This window comes from Streptomyces sp. NPDC001890, from assembly GCF_042891445.1.
Classification (GTDB): Bacteria; Actinomycetota; Actinomycetes; order Streptomycetales; family Streptomycetaceae; genus Streptomyces.
This window is the reverse complement of the sequence record NZ_JBIATE010000003.1, coordinates 502,473-517,541: the sequence shown is the minus strand read 5'-3', so window position 1 is coordinate 517,541 and position 15,069 is coordinate 502,473. Positions and strand designations below refer to the sequence as shown.

At 71.6% G+C, this 15,069-nt stretch carries 12 protein-coding genes; 6 read left to right on the top strand and 6 right to left on the bottom strand.

Annotated features, from left to right (window positions below):
* Nucleotides 1-40: 40 nt before the first annotated feature.
* The gene (locus ACFYY1_RS13725; RefSeq protein ID WP_388584335.1) at nucleotides 41-1,912 is read left to right on the top strand and encodes a protein kinase; all 1,872 of its coding nucleotides are present in this window, start codon (nucleotides 41-43) and stop codon (nucleotides 1,910-1,912) included.
* 13 nt (nucleotides 1,913-1,925) lie between these two features.
* Here the strand turns inward: ACFYY1_RS13725 and ACFYY1_RS13720 are convergent, their stop codons facing one another.
* From ACFYY1_RS13720 to ACFYY1_RS13710, 3 genes are read right to left on the bottom strand one after another with little or no spacing between them, the layout of a single operon-like run.
* On the bottom strand, nucleotides 1,926-3,443 hold the full coding sequence (locus ACFYY1_RS13720; RefSeq protein WP_388584332.1) for a nickel transporter: 1,518 nt from the start codon (nucleotides 3,441-3,443) through the stop codon (nucleotides 1,926-1,928).
* 21 nt (nucleotides 3,444-3,464) lie between these two features.
* On the bottom strand, nucleotides 3,465-4,769 hold the full coding sequence (locus ACFYY1_RS13715; protein ID WP_388584329.1) for a tetratricopeptide repeat protein: 1,305 nt from the start codon (nucleotides 4,767-4,769) through the stop codon (nucleotides 3,465-3,467).
* Nucleotides 4,766-6,247, bottom strand: a complete 1,482-nt coding sequence (locus tag ACFYY1_RS13710) for a DUF4331 domain-containing protein (protein ID WP_388584328.1) — start codon at nucleotides 6,245-6,247, stop codon at nucleotides 4,766-4,768. Before ACFYY1_RS13710 ends, ACFYY1_RS13715 begins: the two co-directional genes overlap by 4 nt.
* Before the next feature lie 290 nt (nucleotides 6,248-6,537).
* Between ACFYY1_RS13710 and ACFYY1_RS13705 the strand changes: the two genes are divergently transcribed.
* Nucleotides 6,538-7,236, top strand: a complete 699-nt coding sequence (locus tag ACFYY1_RS13705; protein ID WP_388584326.1) for a hypothetical protein — start codon at nucleotides 6,538-6,540, stop codon at nucleotides 7,234-7,236.
* 88 nt (nucleotides 7,237-7,324) lie between these two features.
* On the opposite strand, the gene ACFYY1_RS13700 is transcribed toward ACFYY1_RS13705, so the two are convergent.
* Complete coding sequence (locus tag ACFYY1_RS13700; protein WP_388584323.1) at nucleotides 7,325-7,711, bottom strand: hypothetical protein; 387 nt, start codon at nucleotides 7,709-7,711, stop codon at nucleotides 7,325-7,327.
* Nucleotides 7,712-7,886: 175 nt separating this feature from the next.
* Here ACFYY1_RS13700 and ACFYY1_RS13695 point away from each other — a divergent pair, with 175 nt between their 5' ends.
* From ACFYY1_RS13695 to ACFYY1_RS13685, 3 genes are all read left to right on the top strand, one after another.
* Entirely contained in the window at nucleotides 7,887-8,723 is an 837-nt protein-coding gene (locus ACFYY1_RS13695; RefSeq protein ID WP_388584320.1) for a Scr1 family TA system antitoxin-like transcriptional regulator, read from the top strand.
* Nucleotides 8,720-8,956 (top strand): DUF397 domain-containing protein, encoded by a 237-nt coding sequence (locus ACFYY1_RS13690; protein ID WP_388584318.1) that lies wholly within the window; start codon nucleotides 8,720-8,722, stop codon nucleotides 8,954-8,956. Before ACFYY1_RS13695 ends, ACFYY1_RS13690 begins: the two co-directional genes overlap by 4 nt.
* Nucleotides 8,957-9,102: 146 nt before the next feature.
* A complete protein-coding gene (locus ACFYY1_RS13685; protein WP_388584315.1) occupies nucleotides 9,103-11,091 on the top strand; it encodes an Ig-like domain repeat protein in 1,989 nt (662 codons plus the stop codon).
* Between the two features lie 28 nt (nucleotides 11,092-11,119).
* Here the strand turns inward: ACFYY1_RS13685 and dnaN are convergent, their stop codons facing one another.
* A complete protein-coding gene (dnaN, locus tag ACFYY1_RS13680) occupies nucleotides 11,120-12,247 on the bottom strand; it encodes a DNA polymerase III subunit beta (RefSeq protein ID WP_388584313.1) in 1,128 nt (375 codons plus the stop codon).
* Nucleotides 12,248-12,605: 358 nt separating this feature from the next.
* On the opposite strand from dnaN, the gene ACFYY1_RS13675 reads away from it, so the two are divergent.
* On the top strand, nucleotides 12,606-14,084 hold the full coding sequence (locus ACFYY1_RS13675; RefSeq protein ID WP_388584712.1) for a helix-turn-helix domain-containing protein: 1,479 nt from the start codon (nucleotides 12,606-12,608) through the stop codon (nucleotides 14,082-14,084).
* 71 nt (nucleotides 14,085-14,155) lie between these two features.
* Here the strand turns inward: ACFYY1_RS13675 and ACFYY1_RS13670 are convergent, their stop codons facing one another.
* Nucleotides 14,156-15,058: a glycoside hydrolase family 19 protein gene (locus tag ACFYY1_RS13670; RefSeq protein ID WP_388584310.1), complete on the bottom strand. Its 903-nt coding sequence runs from the start codon at nucleotides 15,056-15,058 to the stop codon at nucleotides 14,156-14,158.
* Nucleotides 15,059-15,069 lie beyond the last annotated feature (11 nt).

The window sequence follows — 15,069 nt, the reverse complement described above, 5'->3', positions numbered from 1 at the left end:
CATCGCTCAGTTCGAACCCGGGGGAAGGACGTTCAGCGCCATGCAGAGCCTGACGCCACAGGATCCGCGTGCCATCGGCGCGTACCGGCTGCTGGGCCGTCTCGGCGCCGGCGGCATGGGCCAGGTCTATCTGGCCCGGTCCGACCGCGGCCGCACCGTAGCGATCAAGCTGGTACGGGGCGAACTCGCCGAGGAGCAGGAGTTCCGCGACCGCTTCCGCCACGAGGTACGGGCCGCCCGCCAGGTGGGCTCCGTCTGGACCGCTCCCGTGCTGGACGCCGACACCGAGGCCGCCGTGCCCTGGATCGCCACCGGCTACGTCGCCGGCCCCTCCCTGCACGCCACCGTCACCGGCCGTGCGCGCACCCCCGAGGGGACGGCCTCCGGTGCGTACGGTCCGCTGCCGGAACGTTCGGTCCACATCCTGGGGGCCGGTCTCGCCCACGCCCTCCAGGACATCCACGCCGCCGGGATCGTCCACCGCGACCTCAAGCCGTCCAACATCCTGCTGACGATCGACGGGCCGCGCGTCATCGATTTCGGCATAGCCCGCGCACTCGACACCGTCATCGACGGCGCCGTCACCCGTACCGGGGCGCTGGTCGGATCGCCCGGTTTCATGTCGCCGGAGCAGGTGCGGGGCGAGCGGGTCACCCCGGCGTGCGACGTGTTCTGTCTCGGCTCGGTACTGGCGTACGCCGCGACGGGCCGGCTGCCGTTCGGGCCGTCCGACAGCAACCCGCACGCGCAGATGTTCCGGATCGCGCAGGAGGAACCGGACCTGACCGGCGTCCCGGTGGACCTCGTCGAACTGGTCCGGGACTGCCTGCACAAGGACCCGGCCGCCCGCCCGACGACGGACGCGATCCTGGAGCGCCTGGCCGGCGACGACACGGCGGAGCCCTGGCTCCCGGGCGCCCTGATAGCACAACTCGGCCGCCACGCGGTGGAGTTGCTGGACTCCGAGGACCCGGAGGAGAGCCCGGCGGAGGCAGTGCCCCCGGCACCCCAGGTGCCCCGGGCGACCCCTACGCCCGCGGCATCGGCGGCATCGGCTGCATCGGCGGCAGCCGCCACACCGTCGGATCCCGCGCCGCCCACACCCGTGCACATCCCCACGCCTGCGCCTGCGCCCACGCCTGGCTACGGATACCCGCCGCACCCCGGCCAGGGCTTCGGCCCCCAGCAGCCCCCCGCCGGCTACGGATACCCGCCACAGCAGCAGTACCACCAGCCCCAGCACCCGCAGCCCGGTTTCGGCAGCACGCCCCCGTACGGCCCCGGCCTCGGCTACCCCACCGCCCCGCAGCAGCCCGCCCCCGAACCGGCCCGCCGCCGGAGGGGCTCGACCATCGCGCTCATCGCCGTCGCCGTGCTCGTCGCGATAGGGGCGGGCGGGTCCGTCTACGCGCTCATGAACGGCAAGCCGGTGGAAGCCACCCCGGGCCCCACCGGATCCGCGTCCCCCACGGGCACCTCGTCGGGCTCCCCCACGACCGACGACCCGTCCTCGCCGGACCCCTCCCCCAGCGACAGCCCGAAGAACAGCGACGGCCCCATCCCGTCCGGCTACCTCGGCGCCTGGTCGAGCTCCATCGAGAACGCGGCCGGCCGCTCCACCCGGAAGCTCGTCATCCAGCAGGGCACGGTCGGGCAGAGCGTCCTCACCCTCACCGCGGACGGCCCGCTCGACACCGGCGGCACCTACCACTGCGTCTTCCAGGCCGAGCTGACCACGGAGCCGTCCGCGGGCGGCCCCGTCGAGGTCGGACCCTCCACGGTCACGGTGGGCGAGCCCATGACGTCCTGCACGGCGGGCAAGGCCACCACGCTCACCCTGCTCCCGGACGGTTCACTGCGCCGCGAGAACAACGACAACGGCGAGCAGCTCACGTACACGAAGGACGACTGACCGGACCGGGCGATCAGCCCAGACTGCGCACCGTGAGGCCGATTCCCACCGCGAGGACGGCCAGCGCGGTCAGGACGCTCCCGTACGGGGCGCAGCGCCGCAGGGCGGGCAGCCGCCGCTCGCCCAGGACGGCGAGCCGGTTGCTGCCGCCGGCCAGCAGCACCCCGGCGGAGGTGAGGGTGAGCGCCATGCCGACGCCGTAGCCGACGACCAGCAGGACACCGAAGAACGTACGGCTGAGCGCGACGGCCCCCAGCAGGACGACCAGCGCGGACGGGCTGGGCACCAGCCCGCCCGCCAGCCCGACCCCGAGCAGCGCGGGCAGCCCGGTACGACGGGAGCGCCCGTGATCGTGATCGTGGTGATGCCCGTGCGCATGGCTGTGCCCGTGCCCATGCCCATGTCCGTGCCCATGTCCGTGCCCGTGCCCGTGGCTGTGCGCGGCCGGGCGCCCCGCCCGCAGTGCGCGTACCGCCGTCACCGCGAGTCCCGTCCCCAGCACCGCGATCAACGCCCCGCTCACCGCCCCCAGCCACCCCAGCAGCCGCTCCCCCAGGAAGCCGCCCCCCGCCGTCAGCGCCAGCCCCACCGCCAGCACGCCCGCCGTGTGGGTCACCGTCACCGTCGCACCGACCGCGAACGCGGCCCGCACGCCGCCCTCCTTCCGTGCCAGACAGGCGGCGACGGCAAGCTTCGCGTGACCCGGCAACGCCGCGTGCCCCGCGCCCAGGAGCATCGTCAGCAGGACCGCGAGCAGGCCCACCGGCACCGTCAGGTCCCGGCCCGACGTCATACCGGTGAGCCGGTCCTCCAGCGCCGGGAAGAGAATCGCCCCCCGGTCCACGGCCGGGGCCGCACCCGGCAGCCGGGACCCGGCGGCACCCGCACCGCCTCCCGCACCCGGCTCCGTACGGATCCGCGCCTCCACCACGTCCGACGACCGCCCGCCGCCCTCACCACCCCCGGGATAGCTCCGCAGCGCATCGCTCGAACTGCGCTCCGGCACCGAGGAGTCGACCAGCCGCACCCCGCTCCCGACCGCGGTGATCTCCTTCCAGCCCGTCCGCGCCGCCTCCGCCCCCGAGGCGAACGTCACGTCGGCGGGCCCCGACAGATCGGCGTCCGCCCGCAGCGCGCAGGTCAGCCGGGCGATGGGCAGGCCCGCCGCCCCTTTCCCGTACGTCAGGGAGGTCCGCCCGACGTGCCAGTCGAGCGCCTCGCCGCCCACCGAGGCCCGGGTCCGCCCGGCCAGTTCCGCGCACCGGGCCGCCGCGCGGGCGGCGGCCTCCGCCGCCGAGACCGTCCCGTCCCGGTCCCGGTCGGTGGCCTCCTCGTCCTGGGCGGTGGGGATCTCCGCGCTGTCGACGACGGCCGTGTCCGCGATCCCGTCCGGCCCGAGCCGCAGCCCGTCGTAGTGGTTCAGGCTGAAGTTGCCCAGCGGATGGGCCGGTTGGGCGTGCACCGGCGGTGCCGTGGTCAGGCAGAGGAGCGACGCGACAGCCACCGCACCACCGATTCGCTTCGTCATCATCAACAACAACAACGCAAGAACTCAGTTCTGTCGGTTCTTCTGCTGGTTCTTCTGCTTCAGCATTCGGGTGGCCAACGGAGCGTGGTACGGCGAGAAGTTCGGGTTCAGGGCGAGCGCCTCCCGCAGGTGGCGGTCGCCATCGGGCAGCCCGAGAGCGTGCTCGATCGCACCCCGGTGGTACCGGAACAGCGCGTTGCCCCACCCCGTCCGCGCCGCCTGCCGGGCGTAGCCGACGGCCTCCGCGTCGTGCCCCGCGCGGTGCAGCGCCCAGCCCAGCGCATCGGCCACGATCACGCTCCGGGACCGCTTCCACTCCCCGCGCATCAGCTCCACCGCGACGTCCGGGTCGCCGTGGTCGGCCACGTACAGGGCGAGATGCGGGTCGACCGGCCCTCCGGAGGCGCGCAGCAGCCGTACCTGCGCGTCCAGCGCCGCCTTCTCCCCCCGCACCCGCTCCCCGCCCCCGCCCAGCTCCACGGCCTCCGCCAGGAACTGCGGCAACGGCGTCCGCGCCACCAGCCGCCGGTACCTGTCCAGGGCCTTCGCCGTGTCACCGCGCACCGCGTGCACCTTGGCCAGCCCGGCTTCCCCGTACGGATGCCCGGGTACGGCGTCCACCGCCCGCCGGAAGTGCCACTCGGCCCGGTCCACCGCGCCCTCGTTCCAGGCCAGGTCGCCCAACCGGGCCTGCGCGAAGGCCCGTTCGTCGGCGGTGGCCGCACTTTCCACCGCCCTTCCCAGCGCGATCGCGGCGTCCTTCGGCCGGCCGTTGGTCTCCAGGTCGTACGCCGCCCTGCTGTACGCGGCCCCCGCCGGAGCGATGTCCAGCAGGCGCTGCACGGCCGCCCTGGCCGCCGGGTAGTCGCCGAGCTGGATCTCCGCGTCGGCCAGCACCGCGTAGCCGTCAGCCCGGTCCGGCGCCATCCGGGTGGCGCTCAGCCCGAACTTCCGGCCGTCCGCGAACTCGTGGCGGGCGTTGGCCACCAGCCCCTGGCCCGTCACCGCGGCGTAGTTGTCCTTGCGCTGGAGGGCCAGTGAGCGGCGCAGGGCCTCGTCGGCCGCGTCGAGCCGGCCCGCGTCGAGCGTGACGCGGGCCTGTTCGACCTCCGCCCGTGCCAGGCCCGACCAGACCGTCGGGTCGTCCGGGTAGCGCTCCGTGCGCTTGCGGGCCGTGGCGACCGCGAGGGCCACGGCGTCGGGCGCCGCACCGGCCCGCGGGCCGGTGGCCGTCGGGTCGTTCTCCGTGCCGGGGCCGAGGAACAGCAGTCCCGCCACGGCCCCGGCGACGGCCACCGCCGCGCCCGCGACGGAGATCGGACGCCTCACGGGCCCGCGTGCGGAAGGTTGAGATACGGGAACGTGCTCTGCGCGTCGGCGACCTCCAGGGCGACCACCGGCTTCGGCAGCAGTCCGGGCGGTGACGGCTGGGCGGGCTCGCCCTCCAGCATCCGCAGCAGCGGCCCGTCGATGTTGTCGTTGAGCCGGCGCCCGTTCGGGAAGCCCTGCCGGTCGCCGTCGAGCACGCCCATGGCGCGGGGTGCGGCGGTGATCGGCGTCGTCAGGTTCAGCCGCAGTTCCTCGGCCATCACGATGCGGCCGGGGTCGGCGTCCGCGTTCATGGTGTGGGTGTTCAGGTCGAAGCCGAACTTCGAGCCGTTGTCCGCGCCGATGCCCTTCAGGAACAGGGCCTGGATGTCGGTGCGCGGAGTGGCCGGTGCCGGGTACCCCTGGGCCGCCTCGATGCGGTGCGGCGGCACGGGGTCCAGGGTGTCGGCCAGGAACTCGTTCTCCAGGTGGTCGTCCTTCGGCGCCCGTGCCTGGAAGCGGTCCTCGGGCCCGCCCGGCTTGGAGAGGCCGACGGTGGAGCCGTAGACGGTGAACGCCAGGTGCGGGTTGCCCTGCCGCGAGACCTGGCGGAACGTCGGGGCTTGCTTCGCCAGGCTGCGGCCCAGGTCCGCGCCCGGCCGGGAGACGCTCGCCCACACCCCGATCACCGGGTTGCGCGCCGGATCGCCGTTCAGCGCCACCTCGCTCTTGGGCACCTGGATGATCAGGCTGTTCACGTTGAGCACCGACAGCGGCTGGGCGTCCGGCAGCCAGCCGGGCACGGGTCCCCGCGTCCCGACCGTGTACAGGCCGAAGACCTGGGTGTCCGCCTTGAACGAGTCCGCGACCTGGCTCGCGAGCGTCTGCCCGCCGCCCGGCAGCTTGCGGATCGCCTGCGCGCGCAGCTTGCCGTAGTCCGGCATCAGGAACCGGCCGGTGTTGGTGGGCGAGGCGATCGCATCGCTCAGCAGCGTCTGGGCGGCGCCGCCCGCCGTGACCCGCTCCAGGTTGTACTTCTGACGCACCCCGAGCGAGCGGTCGTCCAGCGAAGTCACCGGCGCCGGACCGACCTTGGGCCCGAGCCCGAAGGGCCTGCGGTCGTCGTCCCGGAAGGTCCAGCGGTACGTGGTGTCGGGCGCCCCGTCACCGTCGGCGTCCGTGTGGATCTCGTACCGCGCGCCCGTCGCGAACGGATAGTCCACCAGCGCGTTCAGCGCGGTCCCGGGCATCTCGAACGGCCGGACGTTCGCGATGAGGGTGACCATGTCGGGGTTGTCGGGGCTGCTGAACGCGTACACGTCGGTGAGGTCCGCCGCCGTGTCCAGCACCGACGACGGAGCGTCGACGTGGCCGCCCGCCTCGCTGTTTCCGGTCAGCGGTCCCCACAGGGACGCGGCGGTCAGCGCGGCGGCGGTGGCGGTCAGTGCGGCGAGGCGGCCGGATGGAAAACGGCGTGGCTGTCGGGCAGTTGCGGACATACGAGCTCCAGTGCTCGATGGGGGAGTCCGCCCAGACTGGTGCGCTGTTGATCAAGGCACGAACTCAGCGCGCCGATCGCCGCCAATCGCGTGGAGCTTTTCCGCCGGGCGGTCTAAGGACCGTTTGACCGAGCACGCATGTATGCATGGATGGACATGCCCGGCAGGCGGCCGAGAACCGCGACGCTTCCACGTCAATCGCTCAACTCCGCTTTCCATACAACCTGTTGGGCCGTCCGGGCAGCTCTGTCCGGCAATTCCCCCACGCAGCATCAGATCAGGAAGGCCCCATGAGCATGCGCGTAATCCGCCGTCTCACCGTCCTCGCCGCGGTGGCCGCACTCACCATGCCGCTCGGCCTGGCATCGGCCGGAGCAGCCGACTCGCACTCCGCTCCCGCCCCCCGTACGGCGGTCGCCGACCCGTTCCCCGGCGTGTACATCTCCCCGTGGGGAGACGCCCAGGTGGAGCTCAGCCCGGAGCTGCTGTCCTGGATGCGGATCGAGGGCATCACGCTGGAGGCCGTCAGCCCGTTCGTGATGGACGCGGACGGCCGGGGCTTCTCCATGCCGATCGGCTCGACGGCGGGTGACGGCCTCGACTCCCAGGGCCGCATCTTCTACCCCGGTGGTCTCAACTTCCACCACGCCGCCTCGAACAAGACCATCACGCTGAAGCCGACGTACATCCGCGTGATGCCGACTCCGGGCTACTCCGCCGGGGTCGCGGTGGACGGTGTGCCGATCTCCGACGAGCTGATGATCGCGGACACGACCCCCGCCGAGGCCCTGCTCGGCGCCCGCCCGAGCCCCACGGGCTTCCGCCTGGAGAAGGTGCCGTTCCGCATCACCGCCGAGGCGTCGGCGCTGTTCGCCCAGGTGACGGGCCGTCCGGGTCCGCGCGTCGGCAGCCTGCTCGGCACGCTCACGCCGAACTTCGACTACATCCCGGGCCAGAGCTCCTCGCCCATCGGCTTCCCGACCTTCTGACCGGCCCTTCCGTTGCGGTCGACGCCCGGCCGGGTCCCGTTCGCGGGGCCAGCCGGGGATCGGGCCGCTTCGTGCTGCCCGCGCCCGGTCAGCAGAGCAGGGCGGTCGCGGCGTGCAGCAGCAGCATCGTGTGGACGAACCGGTCCGGCACCGTGGGCGGGAAGTGCCAGGCCAGCGGCCAGGTCCGGCCGCTCAGCGCGGGAATCGGTACATAACTGATCCGGCCCGCCGCCCCGTTGAGCCGGGTCACCCCTGCCGGCCACGGTTTGCCCTCCGTGCTCCCCGCCGGGACGAGGAAGTACACCGCCCGCCGCCCGTTCGCCTCGGTGACGACGGGGCCGGGCTCACCTCCCGTGATCGCCTCCATCAACCCGGCCAGCCGACGCCCTTCGTCGCCGTCCACGCGTACGGCGTCGAATTGCACGCCGGCTCTGCGCAGTTGAAATCCGGAGTACGGAATCCACTGGAGGTTCATTTCACTTTTCGACGCATTCACAGGACCAGTCTGACCTTGGTTGGTTACCGTTTTACGTGACTGACGAGGGGCGTCGCACACCCGTTGACCTGCGCGAACTCCCCTGAAACTCAGTTGCGTTCGGCGGGGCTGGGTGGTGACCGGTTGAGACCGGTTGAGTCGAAAAGGGATCGCAATGGCGCGAGCGGAAAACAAGGAAACGGCGAGTCCGACGGCCAAGTTGGTGGCCGATGTGGCAAAAAATGCCCGCATGCGGCGGAAGCTGACTCAGGAACAGCTCGGAAAAGAGATCGGCTTCTCGGCGGCGGCGATCAGCGCCATGGAGACGTGTGCACAGCCCGCGAGCGACGAGATGTTGGCGGGGCTGGAGCGAGTGCTCGGGGACGGCATGGGCGTGTTCGAGCGGGCGCGGCTGTACATGCGGATGGAGGCGTATCCGCCGCAGTTCAAGAACTACGCGCTACTTGAACAAAGCGCGGTCAGGCTTGAGCTGTACTCCGCATTTGTGGTTCATGGGCTTTTCCAGGCGGAGGCGTATGCGCGGGCACTCATCGGAGGCGGCTACCCCGCACTGTCCGACTCGCGGGTGGAGGAGCTGGTCGAGGCGCGGACCGCTCGCGGGGCACTGTTCGACCGAGAGCCGACGGCGCAGATCGAGCTGATCCTGGAGGAGTCCGTGCTGACTCGGGCCATCGGCAGCGAGGAAATCATGCGTGGCCAGATGCAACACCTCGCGAAATGCGCACAACGCCGCAACGTCACGCTTCAGGTGCTGCCGCTGGACTGCGGACTCAGCGGGGAGCACGCTGGAGACCGAGGCGACATGAACCTGATCGAGACCCCGAATCACGAACGCCTGCTCTTCTTGGAGGTTCAGGACGAAAGCCTGCTGATCAGCGATCCCGCTGAGGTGAGCACGCGCGCCCAGCGGTATGCGAAGATCCGCTCACAGGCCCTGGGCCCTCGTGAATCGCTGGGCCTCATCAAGCGGTTGGCAGGAGACGAGGAATGAGCAACACCCTTAGGTGGTTCAAGTCCAGCTACAGCGACAGCGGCGGCGGCAACTGCATCGAAGTGGCCTTCGACTGGCACAAGTCCTCGTACAGCGCGGCCAACGGCGGTGACTGCATCGAAGTCGCCACCTGCCCCCACTCCGTCCACATCCGGGACTCCAAGGTGCCCGACGGGCCCACCTTCGCAGTCGCTCCCGGTGCCTGGGCGACGTTCCTCACCTGGGCGGACTGACGTTTCGCGGGGCCGGGAGAAGGCGTCCCACCCCGGCCCCACAAATGTGTGGGAGTTGTGGACGCCGTGGCATACCCTGCGTTCGTGGGCCGCACCCCTCTCATCTCGGGTGCCACGGCCCTCTCTTACCGTGGGGGTAAACAATTTTGCGCACGCGCAGAATCTCGACCGCGACCTCGCTCGCGGTTCTCTTCAGTTCCGTAGTCCTGATCGGCGGTGCGGCGAATCCGGCCGCTGCCGACTCCACCAAGGTCATTCCCGCCGCGTCGGTCGGCGACATCGTCGCGGACGGTGTGCATCAGCGGGTCTTCATCAGTGACCCGACCGGCGGCAAGGTGCTCGTCACCGACTACAACGGCGCGGTCGTCGGCACCATCTCCTCTCTGCCGGGCGTGACCGGCCTCGAACTCTCCGCCGACTCCGGCACGTTGTACGCGGCAGTGCCGGGCGCCGACGCGATCGTCACCATCGACACGGCCGGGCTCACGGAGTCCGCCCGGTACGCGACCGGCGAGGGCACCGACCCGAAGCACCCGGCACTGGCGGGCGGCAAGCTCTGGTTCGGCTACGGGGCGGCGGCCGAGGGCAACATCGGGTCGCTCGACCTGTCCGGCGCCGAGCCGGTCGTCGCCCTGGACCAGGACCCGGACCGCACCTGGTACGCGGCCCCGACCCTGGCGTCCACGCCCGGTGCGCCGGGCACGCTGGCCGCCGGGATCGAGGGCCAGAGCCCCTCGCAGCTGGCCGTGTACGACGTCGCCTCGGGGACGGCCACCCGGACCGCGCAGGTGCGCACCGACGGGGGCAACCTGCGCGACCTGGCGCTGAGCCCGGACGGACAGCAGGTCGTGGTGGCCAGCGGGTACCCGTACCACCACCAGGCGTACCGGACCTCGGACCTGACGCCCGGGACCACGTACCCGTCCGACGCGTACCCGAACGCCGTGGACATCGCCCCGGACGGGACGGTCGCCGCGGGCATCGACGGCTCCTACGAGCCGGACGTGTACGTATACAAGCAGGACACCACCAAGCCGATCCGGACGTACGACTTCCCCAACACCGGGACCAGCAGCGGTTCGGACCTCCTGACTCCGGCCGGACTGGCCTGGGCGCCGGACACCAGCCGGCTGTTCGCGGTCACCGTGAACAGCGCGGGCGTCCGTTCGCTGCGGGTGCTCACCGACGCCGTGAAGTCCGCGAGCACCGTCACGGTCGACGCCCCGGCGAAGTCCGCGCTCGGCAAGAAGCTCACCGTCACCGGCCGGGTGAAGTCCGACGGCGCGTTCCCGGCGGGCGCCAGGGTCACCGTGACGCGTACGGACATCGAGTCGCCCCAGGGCAAGGCGCTGCCCTCGGTGGCGCTGAAGTCCGACGGCAGCTTCTCCTTCACCGACACCCCGACCGCCGGTGGCCAGGTCACGTACAAGGTCTCGTACGCGGGCGACGCCACCCACTCCGCGGCCTCCGGCTCCGACAAGGTCGCCGTGCCCCGGACGGTCACCTCGCTGACCCTGAACCACAACAAGGCGCTGTACTCGTACGGCGCCGACGTGACGTTCACGGCGCACCTCGGCACGACGTACAAGAACCGCACCGTCGAGCTGTGGGTGGACCCGTTCGGGTCGGACAAGCCGAACAAGCTGGTGAAGACCGGCAAGGTCAACTCCAAGGGCAACCTGTCGACCACGGTCGACATGACCCGGGACACCACCGTCACCGCGGTCTTCAAGGGCGACGGCCGGTACACCTCGAAGAAGGTCGCGTCGACCGCGTACGCCAAGGTGAAGGTCTCCACCTCCATCTCGAAGCAGTACAAGACGGCGAAGATCGGCACGACGTCGTACCGGTACTTCCACAAGAAGACCGACCCCGTCTTCACGACGACGATGACGTACTACAAGAACCGCGCGCACAAGCTGTCCCTGCAGCTGTACTACCAGGGCAGGTGGTACGACGCGGGCTCGCAGTACTTCAAGCTCGGCACCAACGGGAAGACCGTCGTGACGCTGAACGGCACCCATGAAACGGGCTACCGGATGCGTGTCCGTGCCTCGTACGTCAACGGCACCTCGGGCGACACGGTGAACTCGACCACGCACGGCGCCTGGCAGTACTTCATCTTCACGAAGTAGCCGCCCGGCGCCCCGATCCCGCCCCGCTCTACACCAGCGGCTTCGCCGACATCAGAAGGTGCTGGTGAGCGGGGCGGCCACCGTCCGGCTGCGTGTCCCCGGCAGCCGGACGGCCGGTCACCATCGCCCGCTGCCCCGGGCCCATCAGCTCGAACCTGATCACGGGCGTTCCGAACGAGCCCAGCGCGTCCATCAGATACCCGGGATTGAAGGCGACCGTCAGGTCCTCGGCTCCCTCCAGCACGGCGGGCAGGCTCTGGGAGGCGACATCGTCCTCGTATCCCGCCTGGAGCAGCACCGAGCCCTCGGAGAAGACGAGGTGGAGCGGGCTGCCGCCCTCCGCGACCACGGCGACCCGCTTGACCGCCTCGACCAGGGGCACCCGGTCCGTCTCGGCCGTGACCGCGCCGGCCATCGCGAACAGCTTGTCGTGGCGCGGGAGCCGGCCGTCGAGCAGACGCACCGTCGTACGCATCCCGGCCAGCTCGAACCCGGCCGAACCGCCGTCCAGGGCCAGGCTGACCATGCCGCCCCGGCCGAAGGAGCGGGCGATCTCGGTGAGCCTGCGCGCGGAGACCACGACATCGGCCGAGACACCGTCCCGGCCGGGCTTCCAGGAGAGCGTGCGCACCGCGAACCGGTAGCGGTCCGTGGCGGCCAGGGTCATCGTGTCGCCGTCCAGCGCCAACCGGATGCCGGTCAGCGTCGGCAGCGTGTCGTCCCGGCCCGCTGCCACCGTCACATGGGCGACGGCCGCCGCGAACTCCTCGGCGTCCACCGCACCGAGCACCTCCGGCAGCGACGGCAGCGCCGGGTAGTCGTCGAAAGGCAGCACCGAAAGGCCGAACCGGGCACCGTCACTCACCAGCGAGAACCGAGAACCCTCGACCGAGCACTCCACCACCTTCTCGGGCAGCACCTTGCAGACATCGAGCAGCCGCCGGCCCATGACCAGCGCCTTCCCGGCCCGTACGGTCTCCGCCGCCACCTCGATGCGGGCGGACGCCTCGTAGTCCAGCCCCGAGACGCTCAGCCGGCCGTCGGCCGCCTCCAGCAGCAGGCCGCCCAGCACGGGAACGGGCGAGCGCGTGGGCAGCACCCGGGCTGCCCAGGCCACGGCATCGGTCAGTGCGCTGCGGTCGATGCGGAACTCCATGGCGGCGGCCTCTCCCGGTCGGCTTCGATCGCGGACGTGATCGTGAGCCGACCCTAGGGGCCGCCACTGACAATGGACGGAGCCGTCACTGACAACGGAAGAAGAAGAACGGTTGCGGCCGACGCGACAGCGGCCACCCCCGTGAGCCGCTGCTGTCGCCCCCGTACCCCTCCCCCAAGGGTGCCGCAACCGTGTTCGGACTCTAGGTCCTCGGGTACGTACCTGAAAGCTTCAATCAGCACTGTGTGGGCCGTGTCAGGTATCAGTCCGCACAATCAAACCGGTAGCCTTCATTCCGGTTTTGGGCAGGAATGGAGGACTTGTGCGCGCGCGGGAACGGGCCGATGACGTACTGCGGATGTACCGGCTGGCCCGGTCGGGCGGATCCCAAGAGCTCCTGCACTGGGTGTCCGGCCGGGCGGCGGGCTGGGCCGGACTCCTCGACGGGGACGGCACCGTACTGCATGGCGTGACCCGGAGCCCGGACGGGACGGGCGTGAAGGCGGCCGCGCTGGCACGCGAGTACGCGAGGAAGCTGCCCGGTCTCGACGCCCGCTCCTTCTCCTTCGACCGCGGGGCGCACACCGCGCTGCTGTTCCCGCTGGACGGCCCGCCGGACGCCGCCGCCCCCATTCTGGCCGTGGTCGCGCCGCGCCCGCTGCCGGACGGGCTCGCCATCCTGCTCGCCGACGTGGCGATGCCGCTCGCCATGTGCTGGGCGGCGGAGGCGGTGGAGCGCAAGCGGCGCCGCGTCGACCTCGCGGAGTCCCGCAGCCGGGAAGCGGTGCTGCATCTGCTCATGACGGGTCAGCTGTCCATCGCGCACCAGGTGGCGGGCGCGCTGAAGCCCAACCTGCCCGACCCCGTCCGGGTGTACGTCGTGGAGTGCCCGCCCGGCCGCCGGGACGAGGTGGCGCGGATCTGCACGGAGCTCTCCGGCGGGCGGTCCTGGATCGTCCGGTGTCCGGTCTACGTCCGCCATCTGATCCTCGTCGTGCCGGCCGACGCGGGCACGACCGAACAGCGCCTCGGCATCCGGGTCGCCGAGGCGGTCACCGAGTGCGTCGCGGGGGTGAGCGAGGACGTACCGCTGGCGGACACGGCGACCGGTTACCGCCAGGCGTTCCACGCGCTGGCGGTGGCCCGCGGGCTGTCCGCCCGGCACGCCTGCTTCGGTTCGGCGCCGGATCCGGCCGTGGCCGCCGGGGCGGCCGGGGCGCGGTGGGCCGACGAGCTGCTGCACCCGTTGCTCACGTACCTGCCCCGGCGCAGCCAGGACCCGGGCAGCCAGGAACTCGCGGCGACGCTCGCCTCCTGGCTGGCGTTCTCCTCGCACGCGACCCAGCATCTGAAGATCCACCGCAACACCCTGGCCGCCCGGCTCCGGCTGATCGGCGAACTGCTCGGCCTGGACCTGAACCGGGTCGGCGACCAGGCCGCCCTCGATCTGGCCCTGCGCATCCGCGCCACCCCCACCGCGCCCGGCAGGGCCCGCCGGGACGAGCGCGCGGCCCGCCCGCCGCTGGGCCTGGACGACATCCTGGGCGTGGTGGCCGTACGGGAATGGGCGGCCCAGCAGCTGCGCCCGCTCACCGGGCCAAGCACCTCGCGAAGCTCCGCCGACCCGTGGGAGACCCTCCGCGCCTGGCTGGAGTGCGAGGCCCAACTCACCGGCACTGCCGCGGTGCTGGGCATTTCGGTGCCGGGCGTCCGCAAGCGCCTCACCCGGCTCGAATCGGTGCTCGGCCGTTCACTGCTCCAGCCGCCCAGTGCCCGTTACGACCTGTGGCTCGCCTTCCGGGCCCTGGACCTCGCGGAGGCCGGCGCCGCCCGCTGAACCGGAACGGGGGCGTGTCCGGCCGGAGCCGGGCACGCCCCCGTCGGGTGGGGGAGAACAGGAGCCTCGGGTCAGCAGCTCAGGTTGGAGCCGGGGGTGGTGCCGAGGATCTGCACGAATGCCTTGTAGCGGTCGATACGGCTCTGGACCTGGGCGGGGTTGCCGCCGTTGCACTCCAGGGTGCCGTTGATGGACCGGATGGTCTCGCCGAACCCGGCGCCGTTCACCATGGCGTTGTGGGCGGTCATGGTGCCGGGGCCGTTCTGGGTGTTCCAGTACCAGAGGCCGGTCTGCCAGGCGACCGAGGCGTTCTGCTCGACCAGGTACGGGTTGGCCAGCAGGTCGATGCCGAGCGCGTCACCGGCGGCCTTGTAGTTGAAGTTCCAGCTGAGCTGGATCGGACCGCGGCCGTAGTACGCGGCCTGACCGGCCGGGCAGCCGTAGGGCTGGGTGCTGTCGCAGTAGTGGGGGTAGTTGGACGTGTTCTGCTCGACCACGTACACCAGGCCGCCCGTCTCGTGGCTGACGTTGGCGAGGAACGCCGCCGCCTCCTGGCGCCTGACGGTGTCGCTGCCGGTGTTCGCGAAGGCCGGGTAGGCGCTCAGGGCCGCGGTCAGCCCCTCGTACGTGTAGAACGAATTCCGGTTCGGGAACATCTGGTTGAACTGTGCCTCGCTGACGACGAAGCCGGACGGGGTGCCCGGGTCCGTGCCGCCGCCGCAACTGCCCTGGTCCGCCCAGACGTCGGAGCTGCCGGGGGTCTCGTTCTGGGTCCACCACTTGGCGGTCCAGTTGTGTCCGTTGTAGGAGGCCGTCCCGCCACCGGTGTACACGGACGAGGAGTTCCAGGGGGTCGCGCAGGCGGCCTCGGCCGCCGCACCGGACGCACCGGCCGCGTTGGCCACCGGAAGAAAGACGACCGTTGCGACGACCGCGGCCAGCGCGGCCAGCAGACCCGTGAAGCGCCTGATCATGCGATCACTCC